This window comes from Pseudoalteromonas peptidolytica (assembly GCF_012641745.1).
Classification (GTDB): Bacteria; Pseudomonadota; Gammaproteobacteria; order Enterobacterales; family Alteromonadaceae; genus Pseudoalteromonas; species Pseudoalteromonas peptidolytica.
Genome location: NZ_WEHZ01000002.1, coordinates 150,144 through 170,787 on the forward strand (window position 1 = coordinate 150,144; position 20,644 = coordinate 170,787).

Sequence of the window (20,644 nt, forward strand, 5' to 3'; positions counted from 1 at the left end):
AGCATGGAAATGAAACCGTTTTGCTGTTAATGGTGATAAGAACTGAAATGACTGACTGTATGGGGATGACTTGTAAAATGATGAGGAGATAGTCGCTGCAAGCATTGAGTTGCAGCGACAGAGGCTAATTTATTTTACCTCTTTTCCTGCAGCTTGCTGATCTGCATGGTAGCTTGAGCGTACAAACGGACCACAAGCGGCATGACTAAAACCAATCTCATCAGCATAAGCTTTTAAACCGTCAAACTCTGCTGGCGGGACATAACGCTTTACTGGTAAGTGGTGTTTTGATGGCTGTAGATATTGGCCTACCGTCAACATGTCTACATTATGCTCGCGTAAGTCTCTTAATACCTCCTCTATCTCAGAGATTTCCTCGCCAAGTCCAACCATGAGTCCAGATTTTGTTCTCACTTCAGGGTGAGCTTCTTTGAAGCGGCGTAGCAATTCTAATGACCACTTATAGTCGGCGCCAGGACGCGCTAATTTATATAGCCTTGGAGCAGTTTCAAGGTTGTGGTTGAAGACATCTGGCGGTGTTTCACTTAAAATTTCTAGTGCTCTGTCCATACGACCCCGAAAGTCTGGCACCAGAATTTCGATTGTAATACCTGGATTATGCTTACGGATCTCACGTATACAGTCGGCAAAGTGTTGCGCGCCGCCGTCACGAAGATCATCTCTGTCAACTGAAGTAATAACGACATAGCTTAATTTCATGTCTTTGATAGTCAGCGCGAGCTTTTCAGGTTCTTGTGCGTCTGGCTTTAATGGACGACCATGGGCAACATCACAGAAAGGGCAGCGACGAGTACAAATAGCACCTAAAATCATAAAGGTGGCTGTACCGTGGTTAAAGCATTCAGACAGGTTCGGGCAAGATGCTTCTTCACATACAGAATGTAACCCATGCTTACGCATTGCCTGCTTAATCCCGTCTATACGCTCACTTGATTTAGGCAAGCGGATCTTTAACCATTCAGGTTTTCTTAGCATCTCTTCGCGTTCTGTTGGCATGACTTTTACAGGGATCAATGCCATTTTTTCAGCATCGCGGAGCTTTACCCCTGGCTCCATTTTGACTGGTTTACTCATTCGTTTTCAAACCCTTCAGTGTATTCAACATGCTCGGCTTTAATACGCTCTAGCATGTGTTTTACCAGACCAGCCCCCGCATCAGCGACGGTTTGAGGTCCATTGATTTCGCTACTTTGCACCATATTCATACCAGCATAACCACATGGGTTAATTCGTAAAAATGGACTTAAATCCATATTTACGTTAAGGGCTAGACCATGAAATGAGCAGCCTCGGCGGACTCTAAGTCCTAATGATGCAATTTTGCTATCGTTGACATATACGCCTGGCGCATCGGCTTTAGCGTAAGCATCTATCCCGTACTCTTTAAGTGAGTCGATAATGCTCTGTTCTAACCAAGTAACAAGCTCTCGCACCCCAATTTTCAAGCGTCGTAAGTTCAGTAAAACATAGAGCATTTGTTGACCAGGGCCGTGGTATGTGACTTGGCCGCCTCGATCAACTTTAACAACGGGAATGTCTCCAGGTGCTAACAGGTGCTCCTCTTTACCAGCTTGACCTTGGGTAAACACAGGTTCATGTTCCACCAGCCAAAGTTCATCTGCCGTGCTATCGTCCCGCTGATCGGTAAAAGATTGCATTTTATGCCAGATAGGCTCGTACTCACGAAGGCCTAATTGACGCACGATTAACTTACGTGGTTCCATTATAGGGGATCCTTACTGGTTACAGTATGTAACGGACGTCTTCTATGCCACCGATCTCGGTATAAATCTGTTCTATGTGTTCTTTGCTAGTGACGGTAGCAACAATAGAAACCGCTTCATAATTACCCTTACTACTTGGCTTTACTTTAGGTGCATAATCACCTGGTGCAATTACTTGCAACTTAGCTAGGATTTGATCCGTCAAATTGACATTGGCTAGACCCATAATTTTGAATGTAAATGGGCAAGGAAATTCTAAGTATTCATCAAACTTAGTGTTTTTTACTGGTTTTACCATGACGGCATCCTCACAACAAACTACTTGCATGTGCTTTTGCCGAGTTATACCAATTCGCTTAAATTTAAGACTCATCGATATTCCTCGGTTATCTAAAAACACCGAAACCCTACGGGCACTACGATATTGCCGCATTCTATCATTTTTAGCACAAAAAAAAACGCCTCATCCCTGGGCGTTCACTTACATAAAATGGGGTTATTGTGAGATCTGTAAACTACTTTAATCAGCAGTAAAAATATTTTCACTAATGATATGGTTTAAGTACTGTATGTAGCAGCTGAAAATAATCATATAACTAGCAGCCCACGTTCCTACAGACATGGTTAGAAATGGTATGGAGCACATAACAGCAATGATTAGCAGGTTAACGGAAAAAATAAACCTCGACTTGGTTTTTAATCTCTCTTTTATCGCGTCAATAACCGACATTTTTCTTATTTTATACACAACTTTAATAACATGAGCAGCCAATAACAGACTGAATGCAACATTAAAAAGCGTAAGTAGTGGGTATTTAAGGTGTAGTCCGGCAATACCTATACAAGCAAAAGTTAGCATAAGCAGTAACTGTATCCAGCGTTGTTTACAATAAGCTATAAGCGTAACTTTTGCACAGGCTCCCTGTTCTTTTGCCACTACAGATAATAAATCCCAAGCAGGTACAATTAACGCCATATAAAAACCAAGATATAGAAGTAGACTTGACTGGTATAAAATTGCAGAGAAAAGCAGTAATACAGCAACAAGCAGCTTGATCCTTGGTAAGTTTGGTTTTAGGTATATACGATCTATGTAGTTCATTGAAAAAGCTCCTGTACTCATCGTACCATTTGGTTTTAATACTCATTCAACTTGTGGGGAAAACCAGACGCTAACTATGTTAAATTTTTCTTGTTATCGAGTTGATCCTCTCGCTTCAAAGTAATTACTTAATTAAGCAAATTGGCTTTATCTTAGGCTAACATCTCTCAACTTCTTCCACTCATATTAACGTTAACATGTTTCTTTATTGTAAATGAAAGTTTTTTAAATTTTTGGTATTTTTAAAGGCGTGAGTTTCAGGCTGAAGGATATAAATGATTGAGAAGCTAAAGAATAAACGATGTGAAAAGATAAGCCAACCAGTCTATTTTGGTTAGCTTATCAGATAAGATAATTATTGTGAGATCTGTAGACGTAGGTAGTCGTAAATCTTACTAAAGAAGCCACCTTCTTGAATTTCTTCTAACGTAACAAGTGGATATTGTGCAATGTCTTCGCCATCAAGCTGCAAAAATAATGTGCCCACTTTTGTTCCCTTAGCTAACGGAGCTTCAAGTGTTTTGTCTAGCTCAAAGTTCGCTTTTAGGTTTTTACTTTGTCCACGAGGGATGGTAATTGGCGTATCTTCCATAATGCCCAGAGAAACCGTTTCTTTATTACCCATCCATACGCGCTGATCGGCAAACGCATCACCAGCTTGATACGGAGTAATCGTTTCAAAGAAGCGGAAACCATAGTTAAGTAGTTTTTTACTTTCTACTTTTCGCGCCCGTTCACTTTCGGTACCCATAACCACTGCAACTAAGCGCATATCGTCTTTCATAGCAGAAGTAACAAGGCTAAAGCCCGCTTCCGAGGTGTGGCCTGTTTTAATGCCGTCTACCTCAAGACTTGCATCCCAAAGAAGAGAGTTACGGTTATATTGTTTGATACCGTTATAGGTAAATGATTTTATCTTGTATAGGGCGTATTCATCCGGCACATCGCTGATAAGTGCAGCTCCAAGGGTTGCCATATCTCTTGGTGTGGTAAAATGCTCATCGGTGTCAAGGCCATGGCTATTAACAAAGTGAGTATTATCCATTCCCAGCTTTTTGGCATGAGCATTCATCAAGTCAGCAAATGCAGACTCACTGCCAGCAATATGTTCAGCCATAGCAACACAGGCATCATTACCCGATTGAATGATTATACCGTGGTTAAGGTCATCGACGCTCACCTGTTTGCCGACTTCAATAAACATCACCGAAGAGCCAGGAAAGTTCTTAGCCCAGGCTTTTTCGCTAATGGTAACCATGTCAGTCGGGGAAATATTTCCAGCCTCAATTTCAGTACCAATGACGTAGCTAGTCATCATTTTCGTCAGGCTTGCTGGAGCAAGCTTTGTATCAGCGTTTCCTTCAGCTATCACTTTACCTGTAGTAAAGTCCATTAGAAAATAGCCTTTTGCACTGACTTGAGGCGGTGAAGGAATAATTTGTGCACTGGCACTCATGATAGAGAAAGTGCACACTAGTCCAAGGACTTTTTTAACGATTTTTGGTTTGATAGAAGTCATTATGCTCGCTTTTTTGGTTATCGGCATTCATTACGGTTATTCTAAAGTTCCTGCTCACTGTAAAGCAAGAAAGCACGACTAAATTGACCCTGTTGTAAGGTTTTTAGCAAAGATTGTGCTTGATTGTCATCGGTAATAGGACCGACTCTCAGTTTGTACAAGTCATCTTCAAAGGTGATCGCAGTACCTAGTCCTAATTCTTGTTGTAGCTGGTTTGCGAGAACCTGTATGTTCTCGAGGTTGCTACCTGCTGCGACTTGTACATAGGTTAGCCTTGGAGACTCGCGCGTCAGAGTAATCGCTTCGACCTTAACACGGGCTGTACCTTTGAGATGATAGCCTAGCTTATAGGCGGCTGCATAAGATAGGTCAATTAGCCTATCTTCATGAAATGGTCCTCGATCGTTGATTCTAACGATTGCTGTGCGGCCATTCTCAAGATTGGTGACTCGAGCGAAACTAGGTAGTGGCAAAGTTTTGTGTGCAGCCGTCATATCAAACATGTTAAATATTTCGCCATTTGAGGTATGGTAACCGTGGAACTTTCTGCCATACCATGAGGCTATCCCTTCTTTTTGGTAACCGCGTTCGTCAGAAATAGGCGTATAGCGTTTACCAAGTACGGTATAGGGGCGGTTAGCACTGACACTTTTTTTCTCATTAGTGACGATGGCGTCTTGCATTTCGAGTGCGGTTGGTTCTCGCAATGGCGCTTTGTCATGGCGAATATGATAACGGCTACCACAAGCCGTTAATAAACTAGCCAAGACTAGGGTCATGATGGTTCTATAAATAAAGCGAAAACGTGCAGTCATTATTTTAACAGCATCCTCTTATCTGTTGCGATTGCCATAATAATGCCAAATCCAGCCATCAGCGTCACCATAGACGTACCACCATAACTAATAAGCGGAAGTGGGACGCCGACGACGGGGAGTAAACCAGACACCATGCCAATATTAACAAAAACGTAGACAAAGAAAGTTAATGTCAGTGCGCCTGCTAGCAACTTACTAAAAGCGTCTTGCGCTTGCACTGCAATATATAAACCTCGGCCAATAATAAACAAGTACAAGCTGAGTAACATGGTTACACCAAGTAAGCCAAACTCCTCACTGAGAACAGAAAAAATAAAATCAGTATGGCGCTCTGGTAAAAACTCTAACTGCGACTGAGTACCATGCAACCAACCTTTACCTTCAACTCCACCGGAGCCAATGGCGATTTTAGATTGAATAATATGATAACCCGATCCTAGTGGATCGCTCTCTGGATTAAGAAATGTCAGCACTCGCTGCTTTTGATAGGCATGCATCCCGTAGTGCCAAAACGCATATACGCCTGGTACTGCCAACAGTATCCCCGAACCGATTAGACGCCAGCTAAGGCCAGCTAAAAAAAGTACGAAAATCCCTGAGCTGGCGATGAGGATAGAGGTGCCGAGATCTGGTTGCTCTTTAATTAAAATAGTTGGTACTAACACTATGGCAAAGCCGGTGATGAGATTTAGTATACTAGGAGGCAGATGAGAGCGACCAATAAACCAAGCGACAGTCATCGGTACAGCTAATTTCATAATTTCTGAGGGCTGAAAGCGGGTAACACCTAAATCTAACCAGCGCTGCGCTCCTTTGCTGCTGACGCCGACAAAAAGTACGGCTATCAGCATCCCGAGGCCCACCAAGTAGATTGGAATAGCCACGCGTTTTAGCGTACTGGGTGAAAACTGAGCCACGAATACCATAGCAATAACTGCACCAAACATTCGGGTTGCGTGACGCATCATCATCCCCATATCTTGTCCACTTGCGCTATAGACAATGGCGAGGCTGGCAATCATCATCGTCATTAATGCAGCAAATAATGGTAAGTCTATATGGACTTTTTCGAGTAGCGAACGCGGTTTGTTTAGGGGGCTCATGGTTGTACCTCCTGTTCGAGAGGATAGGCAGAAAAGTAATAGTCCATTACTTGGCGTGCCATCGGAGCTGCGATGGCGGTACCACCACCTTGGTTTTCAACAACTACAGTGATCACAAGTTGCGGATCGTCAAAAGGAGCAAAGCCAACATAGATACCGTTATCTCGATGTTTTTCTTTTAGTTTCTTGGCATCATATTTTTCACCTTGAGCGATACTGATGACCTGAGCTGTACCAGTTTTGCCTGCATGGTCGTACGTCGCGCCTTCAAAGGCGCTTTTTGCAGTACCGATTTTTACTGTATTGTGCATGGCTTTTAGCGCAATATCCCAATGGTAGGGATTTTGCAGCTCTACAGGCGCTTTTTCTTCGGTAAACAGTTGTTCGACTTCGCTATCTTGTTTAGAAATCTGCACCAGATGTGGCTGTTTATGCTTGCCTTTGTTCACAAGAATGCTCAGTGAGTTTGCTATTTGCATTGGGGTCGCTGTCCAATAACCTTGGCCAATGCCAACAGAGATAGTATCTCCTGGATACCAAGCCTCCTTAAAACGTGCCCGTTTCCATTCAACAGAGGGTAAAATTGCGGAGGTTTCTTCGTGAATGTCGATCCCAGATAACTCACCAAAACCAAATTGAGTCATAAAGTCGCTGATCTTGGTTATTCCAAGCTTATAGGCTGTTTCATAAAAATAGGTATCACATGATTGTTCAATGGCTTTGTAAACATCTACATGTTCGTGTCCCCATGGGCGCCAGTCTCGCCACTTGTGTTTAACATTAGGAATTTGAAAAAAGCCTGGATCCCAAATTTTGGTCGTCTCGGTGACAATGCCTTCTTCTAGTGCGAGTATAGCTAAGTGTGGTTTAACTGTTGAAGCGGGGGCGTATCGACCTTGAGTTGCACGATTAATAAGTGGTCTATTAGGGTTGAGCAACGCGCGGTAATCTTTTGAGCTGATCCCGTGCACAAACAGATTAGGATCGTAACTAGGGTTTGAGTATAGCGCCAAAATGCCCCCATCTCTTGGATCCATTACCACAATTGCACCACGGGTATCTTTTAGGACGTGCTGAACAATTTGTTGCAGGCCAATGTCTAAGGTAAGTACTAAATCTTTGCCTGGCTGCGGTGCTTCCATACTCAGGGTGCGAATGATGCGACCACGATTATTTACTTCAACACGACGAGAGCCTACGGTACCGTGAAGCGTCTCTTCGTAAAACTTTTCAATTCCGAGCTTACCGATGTCATGGGTTGCACGGTAGTTGGTGGCTTTACCATCAAGCTCTAATTGTTGTAACTCTTGCTTGTTGAGTTTAGCAACATAACCTAACGCATGGGTTAGTGTGTCGCCATAAGGGTAATAACGAGAGAGTCGAGCCTCAACACTAAACCCTGGCAGGCGATGCTGGTTTACGGAGAGGATAGCAACTTCTTCTTCATTTAGCCTGCCTTTTAATACTTGACTTTTGAATCGGCGGTTATGACGGCTCTCTTTTTTGAAGTCTTCAATCTGTTGATCAGAGATATCAATCAGCTGGCGCACCGTGGCAAGTGCTACCTCTAAATCGTCAACATCTTCAGGGATCACTTCAAGGTTGTACACGGGGCGATTTTCAGCAAGTAGCACGCCATTTCGATCGTAGATCAAGCCCCTATTAGGAGCCACTGGGATCACTTTGATACGATTATCATTGGAGCGAGTGCGGTAAGTTTCGTGTTCAACAATTTGTAGCTTATACACGTTGTGAAACAAGATACCGATGATAACAACAACAAAAACAAAGCCGACAAAGGCTCTTCTTGCAAAGAGATTCGCCTCGGCAGAATGATCCCTAATCGTCGGCCGTTTTTTTATCATTATTATTCTCTGTGATAAGGATGGTTGTTATTTAAACTCCAGCCGCGATACAGGCTCTCGGCAACCACTATTCGTACTAAAGGGTGGGGGAGCGTTAAGTTTGATAAAGACCACTTTTGCTCAGCAGCAGCAATACATTCAGGAGCAAGACCTTCAGGTCCACCAATAAGGAGGCTGACATCGCGGCCATCTAGTTGCCACTTTTCCATATTGCTCGCAAGTTGGTGTGTATCCCATGGTTTACCTGTCACTTCGAGTGTCACAATGCGGTTACCTTTGGGGATTGCGGCTAGGGTTCTTTCCCCTTCTTGTTGCAAAATACGCTTTATATCTGCATTTTTCCCGCGTTTGCCTGCACTTATTTCGACAAGCTCTAAAGGCATATCTTTAGGAAAGCGCCTTTGATACTCAGTGAAGCCGGTCTCAACCCATTTTGGCATTTTGGTACCTACTGCGATGAGTTGGATTTTCACGTTAACCCCACAGCTTTTCTAAATCATAGAAACCGCGAGTTTCATCTTGCATCACGTGGACTACAACATCGCCTAAATCAACCAGCACCCACTCACCAACGTTTTGTCCTTCATGGCCTAGTGGCGACTCACCTGCGTGACGGGCTTCTTTTGCAACGTGATCAGCAATTGATTGAACGTGACGCTTTGAAGTGCCTGTGCAGATAACGAGGTAATCGGTAATTGAGGAAGTGTCGCGAACATCAAGTTTAACAATGTCACGGGCTTTCATATCGTCTACTTTATCCAGCGCGAAGTCTACTAACTGTTGTGAATCCAAATTTCTATCTCTGTTATTTAAATAATCTGTGATTTTAACACGCTTTATAGGCTTAATCAGCATACAAGCCATGGCTATTTATGTAGTCTATGACCGAGTTTGGTAGCCATTGTTCCAAATATGCGACGTTTTGTTGTGAAATTGCCGCTCTTACCGTGCTTGAGGCAATGTCTTTTTGCTCTCCAGAGAGGAAGTAGCAATGGCCAGCAAGAGTTTTGTGTAACTTACTTGTGTCCGTGGTAGTTGCCTTGGTTAAATAGGCTGCAACCTCGGCACTTGGCGCACATGTTTCACCGGGACGCTGATAAACGACCAGATGGCACAGTGTAGTAATTTCACGCCACTCAAACCAAGTATGTAAGTTGTTGAACGAATCCATCCCCATTAAAAAGGTAATCGCCGCCTTTGGGTGCTCTGCGCGAAGCTCACGCAATGTTAATAACGTATATGAAGGCCCTTGGCGTAACAGCTCACGTGTATCGATAGTCATTTTCTCATGACCAGAAATAACTTTAGCAAGCATAGACAGGCGGTGTTCATCACTGATTTTAGGACGCTGTTTGTGTACGGGAATAGCACAAGGGAGCAGTTTTAATTGGTGAAGGCCCAGCGCATCAATACAACGAGCAGCCATATTTAGGTGGCCTAAATGAGGCGGATCAAAGGTGCCACCAAAGAGTGCTATCATAGATGTTCGCTCTGACTGATTGGCAAGGGTATGATAAGTGGTGTCGCAAAAGCCAGTGCTATGTGAGCAAGCGCTTGGTACGGAGCTGTGATCCTTGCTTCTTTATAAGCGCTATCGAAATCGGCCATCAAGCTCAATAGTTGCTTAATTTGCTCAATCGTTAGCCTATCTAACGCACGTTGCGTAAGTGCTTGTTGATTTTTCCAGACATTGTACTTTTTAAAGGCTTCTGGCAGTGCTGTACCTGCTTGCCAAAGCGATTTAACCCCTAATAAAGTGCGAGCCTGATTTTGTAGTGTCCACAAAATGCTAGCAGGCTCTACATTGTCGCTTGCAAGCTTATTTAGTACCTTGATGATTTGTTTTGAGTTACCGTTTAGCAGCCCCGTATTTAAATCAAAAATATCGAATTTAGATTGATTCAACAGGCCGCTTAATATTTGTTGCTCGTCAACAGAACTTTTACCAAATAGCAGTGAGAGCTTTTCAAGTTCTTGATGGGTCGCAAGCAGGTTACCTTCAGTTGCAACTAGCAGAGCACGCTTTGCTTGTGGGGAGATAGTGAGTTTTAAACGCTTACACTCATCGTCAAACCAGCGCTCTAAATGTCGACCAGCCAGCGCATAGCAAGGTACAAACAAACCCTTTGCTTCTATTGCTTTGAACCAAGCTGTGCGTTGGATATCTTGTCCTGCACTCAGTCCTTTAAAAATCACAATGACGTCAGGGTTAACCTGTTCTGCAAGTGATTTTAGTACTGAGAGCCCCTGAGTTGGGACTTTTTGCTCATTGAAATCGAACTCAATCAAGGTACGAGCGCTAAACAGTGACATACTGTTGTACTGTGCACTCAATTCTTGCCAGTCGAACCCGGGCAACAATGAAAATTTAATAACTTCATCAAAGCCTTGCTGTTTCGCGGCGTTTCGAATAGCAAGTACACACTCACCTTGCTGGAAGGGTTCTTCGCCAAAAACTAAGTAAAAAGGAGCGAGCCCTTTTGCTAAAGAACCGGATAGTTGATTGGCATAACAACGCATTACAGCTGTGACAACTCTCTGATGATCCGTTGACTCGCAATGCGGCGCATTTCAGTCAAAATAAGCTCAAGTTCCTTGGCTTTTGCCAGTGCGTTATCAGGGTCATCTTGATAATTACGATACAACTCAAACATTTGATCTACAGGCGCTTGTCCAGGTCGACTTAAACGATATGAAACGCGATAGGCTAATTCGTATTGCGCAACTTGGCCATTTTTAAACAAACTCAGTGTTTGACGTTCGAGTGCATCGGCATATAAGTATAACTCGGCGGCTTGCTTTGAGTCTTTGGGTGTTAAAGAGACTTGCGCGCGCACCAAGTCATTGTGAAGCTGTTCAAACAAGGCTGAACGTTTATCATCCGCGCTTAACGTGATCTCTTTCAAGTCATCAGGCAGATAAGAAGCTTGCTTGAGGTGAAAACCACAGCTGGCTACGAAGAAGCAAGCTAGCAAAATTGCTAGCTTACTGAATTGCCAAAACAGGCTACGCATATTAGTTTGCAACCACATTAAGTAGTTTACCTGGGACGTAGATCACCTTGCGGATGGTCTTACCGTCGGTAAACTTAGTAACGTTTTCTTCACTAAATGCAATGGCTTCAACTTGCTCTTGTGTTGCGTCTGCCGCTACGGTGATTTTAGAGCGAAGTTTACCGTTTACTTGCACCACGATAAGCTTTTCATCTTCAACTAGCGCGCTTTGGTCGACGATGGGCCATGCCGCATCAAGAATATCACCAGCCTTACCAAGCTCAGTCCACAGCTCGTGACACATGTGCGGTGTGATAGGCGCAAGCATGATCACCATAGCTTCTAGTGCTTCGTTTGCTAGTGCAATGTCCTGCTCATCATTAAGTGGCGCTTTGATAAGCTTATTTGAAAGCTCCATCACCGCCGCAATTGCCGTATTAAACGTTTGACGACGCTCAATATCGTCGGTCACTTTTGCAATGGCTTTGTGGATGTCGCGACGTAGCGTCTTTTGCGCTGCATTTAGTTTGCTTAAATCAAGCTCGGCAGTACCTGCTTGCTTTACGTCAACCGCGTATTTCCAAATACGACGAAGGAAGCGATGCGCACCTTCAACGCCTGAGTCAGACCATTCTAGTGTTTGCTCAGGTGGTGCCGTAAACATCATGAATAAGCGAACCGTGTCAGCGCCGTATTGTTTGATAACCGTTTGCGGGTCAATACCATTGTTCTTCGACTTAGACATTTTGCTCATGCCTGCTGAGAATACTGGCTCGCCGTCTTCTTTATGCCATGCTTTAGTGATGCGGCCTTTGTCGTCAGTCTCAGTTAATACGTCAGTTGGTGAAATCCATACGTCTCCACCTTTTTCGTCCTTACGATAGTAAGTATCGGCAAGTACCATACCTTGACACAGAAGGCGCTCAAATGGCTCATCTGAGTTTACTAACCCGAAGTCACGCAGTAGTTTGTGGAAGAAGCGTGCGTACAGTAGATGTAAAATAGCGTGCTCGATACCACCAATGTATTGGTTGACTGGTAACCAGTAGTTTGCAGCGCCAGGCTCAAGCATGCCCTCATCGTAGCGCGGACTACAGTAACGTGCATAATACCAAGACGATTCCATAAAGGTATCAAAGGTGTCAGTTTCGTGGAATACCGCTTCGCCATTTACAGTGGCTTTTGCCCATTCAGGATCTGCTTTAATTGGAGAGGTTACGCCGTTCATCACCACGTCTTCAGGTAGACGAACAGGTAGCATATCAGCCGGTGCAGCAAGTTCAGAACCATCTTCTTTGTTTAACATTGGGATAGGAGAACCCCAATAACGCTGACGACTCACACCCCAATCACGAAGGCGGAAGTTGACTTTACGTTTACCAACACCTAGTGCTTCTAACTTAGTTGCAATAGCATTAAAAGCAGCTTCGAAATCTAAGCCATCAAACTCACCGGAGTTTATTAGCGTGCCTTTTTCAGTAAACGCTGCTTCTGCTAGGTTTGCTTCTGCTTCAGCGCCTGCTAGTGGCTGAATGACTTGTTTGATCTCAAGACCGTAAGCGGTTGCAAACTCATAGTCACGTTGGTCGTGACCAGGAACTGCCATGACTGCGCCTGAGCCGTAATCCATCAAGACAAAGTTAGCAACCCAAATAGGCACTTCTTGCCCTGTGAGTGGGTGAATAGCGGTAAAGCCTGTCGCGATACCTTTTTTCTCCATTGTTGCCATATCTGCTTCAGCAATCTTGGTGTTTTTGCACTCTTCAACAAAGCGAGAAATTGCATCACTGTTTTTCGCAGCTTCCTGAGCGATAGGGTGGCCTGCTGCAACAGCGACGTAAGTCACACCCATAAATGTATCAGGGCGAGTGGTGTATACCGTGAAGCTTTCGTTATTATCAGCGCGTTTAAAGTCGATTTCAACGCCTTCTGAGCGACCGATCCAGTTGCGCTGCATCGTCTTAACTTGCTCAGGCCAATGCTCAAGCTTGTCTAAGTCGTCAAGTAACTCTTGAGCATAGTCAGTAATTTTAATGAACCATTGTGGAATTTCTTTTTGCTCAACAATGGCACCAGAGCGCCAGCCACGACCATCAATAACTTGCTCGTTAGCCAGTACAGTTTGGTCTACTGGATCCCAGTTTACTGTCGACATTTTCTTGTACACCAAGCCTTTCTCATAAAGCTTAGTGAAGAACCACTGCTCCCATTTGTAATATTCTGGGTGACAAGTGGCAATTTCACGATCCCAATCATAACCAAAGCCAAGCTGTTTTAGCTGGTTACGCATGTAATCGATATTCTCATACGTCCATTTAGCTGGTGCAGTGTTATTTTTGATTGCCGCATTTTCAGCTGGTAAGCCAAACGCATCCCAACCCATAGGCTGCATTACGTTTTTGCCTTGAAGGCGTTGGAAACGAGAAACCACATCACCAATGGTGTAGTTACGTACGTGACCCATGTGGAGACGGCCACTTGGGTATGGGAACATTGAGAGGCAGTAGTACTTCTCTTTACTTTCGTCTTCGACAACTTTGAAGGTGTTGTTTTCTTCCCAGTACGACTGTACTTTGGCTTCGATATCTTGCGGGTTATATTGCTCTTGCATCTAGGTTTCCAAACATCTGGCAAATTTAATAGAAAATTGCCCGATAGCATACCCGAATTTAGCCTGCAATCACAGCACCAAAATACCTTAATTTTTATCCACTATACCGTTACAGCAATGGATATAACGACGCTCACTCGAACAGGGCTGAAATTGTAAAAATTTTACATCACAAAAAACTGTACTAGCATTAATTTAAAGATTTTTTATTGCTCTTTGTGCGAGGAAATATGAAAAAACTATTGCTGTGCTCAACTCTGTTTACCTGTTTTAGCGTATCTGCTGCGACTTCATCCACCGTAACACTAGTATCTGACTATCTCTTTAACGGGGTAAGTCAAACAGGTGAAGACCCTGCGCTTCAAGCGAGCTTTGATTGGGCTGGTGACTCTGGCTTGTACGCAGGTGTGTGGGCTTCTAACGTTGATTTTGGTGATGATACAGATATCGAGTTTGATGGCTACGTTGGCTATTACACCGCGTTAACTTCGTCAATTAATATAGATATAGGTATTGCTCAATATACCTATCATGGTGGCGACATTAGCGATGATTATAATTATGCAGAGGCGTACGCTAAATTTAACTACGGCAATACGAATTTAAACTTTTGGCATGCTTGGGACTACTTTGGAACAGGAGCCGGGCACAGTATTGTGATGCTTACCCATGACTTTCCGTTAACAGAGCGCTTATCGTTTGGTGTCGGCGTGGATTACTCAATGAGTCACGATGAAGATAAATGGCAGTGGGAGTCTGGGGATGATTATCTCCATTGGCGGGCTACGTTTAATTACGCCATTGAAGGGTGGAACTTGTCGTTAGGGTATGAAGATACCGACCTCGATACACAGGGTGATTCAACTATTTTGGCGACCGTATCTAGAACATTTAATTTCTGAGGGATGAAATATGAAGCTAATTATCGCGTTTTTTGCCGTTACTTGGTCTTGGCTTGCCACCGCTGAAACAGTCTATCTGACATCATTATCATGGCCACCCTATTCAGATAAATCACTACAAGAGCAAGGGGCATCAGTGGCCGTTGCAAAAGCGGCATTTGCGGCTGAAGGACACACGTTGGAGGTGGAGTTTTTTCCATGGTCGAGAGCGGTTAAAACGGCTTCCTCGTCCGGCTCCAAATACGTCGGCTATTTTCCTGAGTATTATTATGACACCCAAGAATTTGTGTTTTCTGAACCAATGGGTTGGGGGCCGCTTGGGTTAGTACAAAACAAAAGCGCGCCAATTAGTTTTACTGGAGTAAATGACCTTAAGGGAATGAAGATAGGCGTTGTACAAGATTATGTGAATACACAAGAGCTAGATGCCATGATAGCCAGTGGTGCGATTGTAGGTGAAGCCGTGCCGTCAGATGTATTGAATGTCAAAAAAGTGGGGGCGAAACGGATCCCAGCAGCGGTGATTGATGCCAATGTGTTGCGCTATTTGCTGCAAACAGACAGCTCATTGGCACGCTTTAAAGACGCGGTGGAAATGAATGCCACCTTGTTACAAGAGAAGCAGCTATATATTGCATTTAGAAATGATGAACAGGGTAAAAAGTGGCAGCAAATCTATAACTCTGGCCTAAAGAAAATAGATGTGCAGAGTATTATGGCTAAGTTTTTAAACTAGGAGGCTTACTTTGACTCGATCAATATTGTTCCGTCTTATCCTGACAACCTTGCTTTCAATGGGAACGGTTTTGCTGTTATTCGGAGTATATGATTATGTGAATCAAAGTATGGTTCTGAAACAAAAACTGGATACTGATGTTGCGTTAGCGCAAGAGAGAATGGGCTTAGCATTGCCTAACGCCGTTTGGAACTTTCAAGAGCAGCAAGTTAAAAAGTTTATAGAGGCAGAGGCAAAGTCTGACAAAATTTCCAAAGTTGTTGTGAGCGATATGGAAGGCGCAACATTTGCGCAAACTGAAGGTACAGAAACGGCCGGTGTGTTGAAAAGCAAACTGATATTTGATGATGGCGGTAGCGAGAATGAAGTCGGCTGGCTCACTGTCTATGTTGACTCAAACTCTATTGATGATGCGTTACGAGGGCTTGCCTTTAGTTCGATTATAAAGGTCTTATTACTGGGAGCCATTCTTGTTGCCGTGCTGTCGTTCATTTTTCAACGATTGGTTGTCTCACCGTTGAATGAAGTGGCTGAAAAAATGGCGACAATCGCCAGCGGTGAGGGGGATTTAACGCAACAGATAGTCGTAAAACGCGATGACGAAATTGGCCGACTGGCTTCATCCTTTAATGAATTTGAACACAAAATTGCCGAGTTGATAAACCATGTTAAAAAGTCGGTTGATGATTCTTTTGTTGTATCGGAAAACATCAACAGTGTGAGTTCCGAAGGCGTTGACTTTTTGACGTCACAGCAAGCAGAAACGGATCAGATAGCGACCGCAATTACGCAAATGGCCTCTTCTGCATTGGAGATTGAAAATAATGCAAAATTAACTCTTGAGTCCGCCGAGACTGCAAATACCGAAGCTAATAAGGTAAGAGAGGCTTTTCAGCAATCGATTCATGCGATTGAAGAGCTTGTCGAGCAACTTGACGAAGCTGCAACCGTAATAAGTTCACTGGAGTCTAGTGTCCAGGGCATTGTTTCAGTTTTAGATGTGATTCAATCGATTGCAGAACAAACTAATTTGCTGGCGCTCAATGCTGCGATAGAAGCTGCAAGAGCGGGCGAGCAGGGGCGAGGGTTTGCGGTGGTTGCAGATGAAGTGCGCTCTTTGGCTAGCCGCACCCAATCCAGTACGGCCGAAATCCACGATACAATAAATCAGTTACAACACGGTTCCCAATCAGCGGTTGCGGTAATGGAAAAGAGTAAAGGGAAAGGCACTGAAAGTATGTCGGCTGCTAATTTAGCAAGCGAGTCATTGGTGAGTATAACAGGCTCTGTTGAGTCGATAACGCATATGTCTAGCCATATTTCATCCGCTGTATCGGAGCAAAGTACGGTTGCTGAAGCGTTAAGTAAAAATATAAATGAAGCCGTTACAGCAGGGCAGGGGGGCATGTCTAAAATTCAGCAGGTACAAATATACTCTGATGACATGAAGGCGTTAGCCTCTAAGTTACAAGCCTTAGTGAAGGTCTTTAAAACGTAAGCTTAACATCATACCAACTAGCCTTGATACCGGTTCAATTTGAAGGAGTAAATCTGACACTAACTGCACTAAAAACTTCTTATTTTGAACAGCTAAATCGGCGTGAGCAGGAGGCGGCAGCGGTGTTATCGACAGGGTTTTCTCGCTTTAAAATAGACCACTGATTAAGATGATTAATTACAACCGCCTACGTTAATAAGCTACCAATATATTGCTTGCCCTGCTGAAGGGGCTAATAGACGATACGGTGCGTGGCATATCTGGTCTACACTTAAGTGAAAGGCAAAACAGGAGCGCAGTAATGGCGGATTATCAAAAATGGTTAGATCAATTCTCTGATTGGCTAAAAGATGTAAAAGAACACGAGGTGGATGACTTATCCAAGCGATTTTGGGAGGTGCAACGGGCATTAAAAGATTACACCAAGCAGACCTTTGATGATTACAGCTACTATTTAAAGCGTGACCTAGAACATTTGCTTGAAAACAAATCCTTCTATGATGAAGCGGCTTGGAGTGAGCTCAAAGCCAATATCTTATTCGAAATATCTCAATTAGAAGATAGAACGCAGCTTGAGTGGTCTGCCCTTTTAAAAGATTTTGAGCATCAAGGCATTTATAAAGAGGGCGAATGGATAGCATTGGGACAATTAGTGTGTAAGAATTGTGGCTATAAATTAGATGTTTATTATGCCATCAAGATCCCAGCGTGCAGTGAATGTGGGCATGGGGAATATACTAGAAAAGCATTAGCGCCCTAAAAAGTAGGCGCTTAGCTTGGTTGCCCTGAACTGAGCAGACCAACGTATGCGAACAATACAAAGAAGTTAGAATGACCAAATCCAAATTGTCGTCTGAAAAATCATTACAGGCAAGCCAGCTTGCACCATCGGTTTCGTTGAATCACATTGAAAATTGTATCCAAAATCCGTATCCAGAGGCACTTCCTTTTATTGGCCAACAGCGCGCTCAAACCGCATTAGACTTTGCTCTGGGTATGGAGTTACCAGGTTATAATGTCTATGTGATGGGTGAGGCGGCATTAGGCCGGTTTACTATGGTAAAAGATAAATTAGAAGCGCACAGTAAAACAAAGCCAACGCCTAAGGAGTGGTTGTACGTTAATAATTACGACGACCACCGCGAGCCAATTGCACTATTTATGCAAGCAGGTGAGAGTAAGCAGCTTGAAGCTGATATAGACGCATTTATTGATGAAATCTTAGATACTTTTCCAGCCGCTTTTGACAATCCAGGTTATCAACGCAAGAAAAAGTCATTAGATAAAGAGTTTGAGCAAAAATACGATGCTGCGATCACTGCTGTTGAGCAGCAAGCTACCAATATGAGCGTGGCACTGATTGAAGACACAGGCACAGTGGGCTTTGCGCCTGTGGTCGAGGGTAAGCAGCTCAGCGATACAGAGTTTTCGGCACTAGATGAGCACGTTCAAGCGCATTTCTTGACAGCGATAGAAACGTTAGAAGATGCGTTAATTGAATCTCTTATTGAGTTGCCAAGATGGAAGCGTGAATCTTCAGAGCGATTGCGTAATCTTAAAAAGACCACCATTGAAATGGCGACCAAGCCACTTTTAAAAGCCCTTGAGCACAAGTATGCCGCGCACATCGGTGTGCTGCGTTATCTCAAAGATCTCAAAGTTGAAATTGTCGACGCGGTACTAGACTGGTTAGATGACGACAGTAGTAATGATGAAAATAAAGATGACTTTGATTCAAAAGGGATGCTAACAGACTTTTTTGCCCCCAATATTTTGGTTGAATTTAAAGAAGACGATCCTGCTCCTGTTGTATACGAGCCAAACCCTACCTTTGGCAATATCTTTGGCAAGGTAGAGTACGCAACGTCTCAGGGTAACCTGATCACCAGCTATCGCTCTATACAGGCTGGTGCCTTACATCGCGCTAATGGTGGCTATTTGATCATGGATGCGGAAAAAGTGTTGGCCAACGCGCAAGTATGGGATGGCCTCAAGCTCTCGCTAAAAACCCATCAAATTAAAAATGATTTACCATATCAAGATAACTCTGTTGGTAGCAGCTTTACCTTAAAGCCGCAGTTGATACCATTAGATGTAAAAATAATCCTGCTTGGCTCGCGAGATTTGTATTACACCATAGGTGAATACGATGAAGAGTTTGCAGAGCTATTTAGAGTATTGGCTGACTTTGATTACTATTTACCGAGTTCAGATAAAATGCAGTACCAATTCATCACCAAAGTGATGGAGTATTGTAATGAGACTTTGAAGATTGAACTGAGTTCTTCGGCGTTGGCACGAATGCTCAAGTTTAGTTATCGTCAAGCGGAGCATCATAGCAAGCTCTCTGCACGTTTTGCTGATGTTTTAGAGCTGGTGGCTGAAGCGAGTTTTTATGCTAAACAAGACGGTGTCAATCAGATAGCTGCCAATCATATTGATGAGGCGATAGCTGGAAAAGAGTATCGAACAGGTCAGTTGAGTGAAAATATGCTCAGTGATATTCAAGAAGGACATACGTTAATTGCAACCGAAGGTACGGCTATCGGTAAGGTTAACGGGCTAACTGTACTGCATATTGGCGATACCGCATTTGGTACTCCCGCTCGTATTACGTCTACGGTATACGCCGGTGCAGATGGCGTTATTGATGTTGAACGTGAGGTAGATTTAGGTAAATCAATTCACTCAAAAGGGGTAATGTTACTGACGGGGTATCTAGGTAATAAATACGCGCAAGATTTTAGTTTAACGCTTAGTGCAAACATTGCCATTGAGCAAAACTATGGTTTTATCGATGGTGATAGTGCATCCCTTGCTGAACTTTGTGCGCTGCTATCGGCGGTGACGCAATTACCGGTCGATCAATCTCTGGCGCTAACTGGGTCTATTAACCAACACGGTGAAGTGCAAGCTATTGGTGGTGTCAACGAAAAAATCGAGGGCTTTTTTAAACTCTGCAAAATGCGCGGCCTAACTGGTAAGCAAGGGGTTATCATTCCTGAGTCAAATACAGTGAATTTAGTATTAGACGACGAAGTGATTGCCGCTGTGGAAAAAGGCTTATTCCATGTGTATGCCGTAGCTACTGTGGATGAAGCGCTTAGTTTGTTAATGAATAAAGCCGCAGGAGAGCTGAGTGAAGAAGGCTATCCTGAAGACAGTATCAATGCGGTTGCAATGGCGAAGCTAGAGCGTATTGCAAAAGTGGTAAACGGCGATGATGACAAAGGAGAAGAAAGCCATGACAACAACTAATATTATCCTTGTTATTATAGCGTTGGTCATTGCGGTAATGTTTTTTCGAGGTGGCCAAAAGCAAAAGCAACTTGCCCAGCTTAATCGGGTTCAAGCCATAGACTTTTTAAAAGAGAATGAGAAGCGTGCTGAAGTACATAAAACTGACTCAGGTCTTCAGTATGAAATCATTACGCAAACCGAAGGCGGCAAACAACCCAGTGCAACGAGCAAAGTGAAAGTGCACTATCATGGCACCTTACTTGATGGTTCCGTATTTGACAGTTCTGTTTTGCGTGACCAACCAATTAGCTTTGGACTTAATCAAGTGATCCCAGGGTGGACAGAAGGGGTGCAGCTGATGACAGAAGGGGATAAATATCGCTTTTGGATTAGCCCTGATTTAGGCTATGGTGACCGTGCTGCAGGTAAAATCGAACCCGGTTCATTATTGGTGTTTGAAGTCGAATTATTAGCGGTAGAGTAATAAGGTTACAATCATAAAGGTACAATCA

The 20,644-nt window shown here is 43.6% G+C and carries 20 protein-coding genes; 6 read left to right on the plus strand and 14 right to left on the minus strand.

Annotated elements, in window-relative coordinates; all coding sequences use genetic code 11:
* Positions 1 to 129: 129 nt before the first annotated feature.
* The 14 genes from lipA to leuS form a co-directional block, all read right to left on the minus strand.
* Positions 130 to 1,095, minus strand: a complete 966-nt coding sequence (lipA, locus tag F9Y84_RS01860) for a lipoyl synthase (protein WP_125250887.1) — start codon at positions 1,093 to 1,095, stop codon at positions 130 to 132.
* A complete protein-coding gene (lipB, locus tag F9Y84_RS01865) occupies positions 1,092 to 1,745 on the minus strand; it encodes a lipoyl(octanoyl) transferase LipB (protein ID WP_147389348.1) in 654 nt (217 codons plus the stop codon). The genes lipA and lipB overlap by 4 nt, the downstream gene beginning before the upstream one ends.
* Positions 1,746 to 1,764: 19 nt before the next feature.
* On the minus strand, positions 1,765 to 2,043 hold the full coding sequence (gene ybeD / locus F9Y84_RS01870; RefSeq protein WP_099641858.1) for a DUF493 family protein YbeD: 279 nt from the start codon (positions 2,041 to 2,043) through the stop codon (positions 1,765 to 1,767).
* A gap of 222 nt (positions 2,044 to 2,265) precedes the next feature.
* Entirely contained in the window at positions 2,266 to 2,721 is a 456-nt protein-coding gene (locus tag F9Y84_RS01875) for a hypothetical protein (RefSeq protein ID WP_225740679.1), read from the minus strand.
* 481 nt (positions 2,722 to 3,202) lie between these two features.
* Positions 3,203 to 4,366: a serine hydrolase gene (locus tag F9Y84_RS01880; RefSeq protein WP_147389346.1), complete on the minus strand. Its 1,164-nt coding sequence runs from the start codon at positions 4,364 to 4,366 to the stop codon at positions 3,203 to 3,205.
* A 41-nt stretch (positions 4,367 to 4,407) separates the two neighbouring features.
* A complete protein-coding gene (locus F9Y84_RS01885) occupies positions 4,408 to 5,145 on the minus strand; it encodes a septal ring lytic transglycosylase RlpA family protein (RefSeq protein ID WP_225740680.1) in 738 nt (245 codons plus the stop codon).
* A 35-nt stretch (positions 5,146 to 5,180) separates the two neighbouring features.
* Positions 5,181 to 6,287 carry a rod shape-determining protein RodA gene (gene rodA / locus F9Y84_RS01890; protein ID WP_147389344.1) on the minus strand — a complete coding sequence of 369 codons (1,107 nt, stop codon included), beginning with the start codon at positions 6,285 to 6,287 and terminating at the stop codon, positions 5,181 to 5,183.
* The gene (gene mrdA, locus F9Y84_RS01895; RefSeq protein ID WP_147389343.1) at positions 6,284 to 8,152 is read right to left on the minus strand and encodes a penicillin-binding protein 2; all 1,869 of its coding nucleotides are present in this window, start codon (positions 8,150 to 8,152) and stop codon (positions 6,284 to 6,286) included. The genes rodA and mrdA overlap by 4 nt, the downstream gene beginning before the upstream one ends.
* A gap of 2 nt (positions 8,153 to 8,154) precedes the next feature.
* The gene (rlmH, locus tag F9Y84_RS01900) at positions 8,155 to 8,625 is read right to left on the minus strand and encodes a 23S rRNA (pseudouridine(1915)-N(3))-methyltransferase RlmH (RefSeq protein WP_125250880.1); all 471 of its coding nucleotides are present in this window, start codon (positions 8,623 to 8,625) and stop codon (positions 8,155 to 8,157) included.
* Between the two features lies 1 nt (position 8,626).
* Positions 8,627 to 8,944 (minus strand): ribosome silencing factor, encoded by a 318-nt coding sequence (gene rsfS, locus F9Y84_RS01905; protein WP_125250879.1) that lies wholly within the window; start codon positions 8,942 to 8,944, stop codon positions 8,627 to 8,629.
* Between the two features lie 52 nt (positions 8,945 to 8,996).
* Entirely contained in the window at positions 8,997 to 9,632 is a 636-nt protein-coding gene (gene nadD / locus F9Y84_RS01910; RefSeq protein WP_147389342.1) for a nicotinate-nucleotide adenylyltransferase, read from the minus strand.
* The gene (gene holA / locus F9Y84_RS01915) at positions 9,629 to 10,672 is read right to left on the minus strand and encodes a DNA polymerase III subunit delta (protein WP_147389341.1); all 1,044 of its coding nucleotides are present in this window, start codon (positions 10,670 to 10,672) and stop codon (positions 9,629 to 9,631) included. The genes nadD and holA overlap by 4 nt, the downstream gene beginning before the upstream one ends.
* On the minus strand, positions 10,672 to 11,184 hold the full coding sequence (locus F9Y84_RS01920) for an LPS-assembly lipoprotein LptE (protein WP_147389340.1): 513 nt from the start codon (positions 11,182 to 11,184) through the stop codon (positions 10,672 to 10,674). The genes holA and F9Y84_RS01920 overlap by 1 nt, the downstream gene beginning before the upstream one ends.
* The gene (leuS, locus tag F9Y84_RS01925) at positions 11,168 to 13,756 is read right to left on the minus strand and encodes a leucine--tRNA ligase (RefSeq protein WP_147389339.1); all 2,589 of its coding nucleotides are present in this window, start codon (positions 13,754 to 13,756) and stop codon (positions 11,168 to 11,170) included. The genes F9Y84_RS01920 and leuS overlap by 17 nt, the downstream gene beginning before the upstream one ends.
* 230 nt (positions 13,757 to 13,986) lie before the next feature.
* Between leuS and F9Y84_RS01930 the strand changes: the two genes are divergently transcribed.
* The 6 genes from F9Y84_RS01930 to F9Y84_RS01955 all read left to right on the plus strand — a co-directional run bounded on the left by F9Y84_RS01930 (position 13,987) and on the right by F9Y84_RS01955 (position 20,616).
* Positions 13,987 to 14,658, plus strand: coding sequence for a TorF family putative porin (locus F9Y84_RS01930; protein ID WP_125250875.1), 672 nt, complete (start codon positions 13,987 to 13,989; stop codon positions 14,656 to 14,658).
* Positions 14,659 to 14,668: 10 nt separating this feature from the next.
* On the plus strand, positions 14,669 to 15,394 hold the full coding sequence (locus F9Y84_RS01935; RefSeq protein ID WP_147389338.1) for a substrate-binding periplasmic protein: 726 nt from the start codon (positions 14,669 to 14,671) through the stop codon (positions 15,392 to 15,394).
* Between the two features lie 10 nt (positions 15,395 to 15,404).
* Entirely contained in the window at positions 15,405 to 16,892 is a 1,488-nt protein-coding gene (locus F9Y84_RS01940) for a methyl-accepting chemotaxis protein (protein WP_167508232.1), read from the plus strand.
* 301 nt (positions 16,893 to 17,193) lie between these two features.
* Positions 17,194 to 17,652: a zinc ribbon-containing protein gene (locus F9Y84_RS01945; protein ID WP_125250872.1), complete on the plus strand. Its 459-nt coding sequence runs from the start codon at positions 17,194 to 17,196 to the stop codon at positions 17,650 to 17,652.
* Between the two features lie 71 nt (positions 17,653 to 17,723).
* Complete coding sequence (locus F9Y84_RS01950; RefSeq protein ID WP_147389337.1) at positions 17,724 to 20,150, plus strand: Lon protease family protein; 2,427 nt, start codon at positions 17,724 to 17,726, stop codon at positions 20,148 to 20,150.
* Positions 20,137 to 20,616, plus strand: coding sequence for an FKBP-type peptidyl-prolyl cis-trans isomerase (locus F9Y84_RS01955; RefSeq protein ID WP_147389336.1), 480 nt, complete (start codon positions 20,137 to 20,139; stop codon positions 20,614 to 20,616). The genes F9Y84_RS01950 and F9Y84_RS01955 overlap by 14 nt, the downstream gene beginning before the upstream one ends.
* The last annotated feature ends 28 nt before the right edge of the window (positions 20,617 to 20,644 follow it).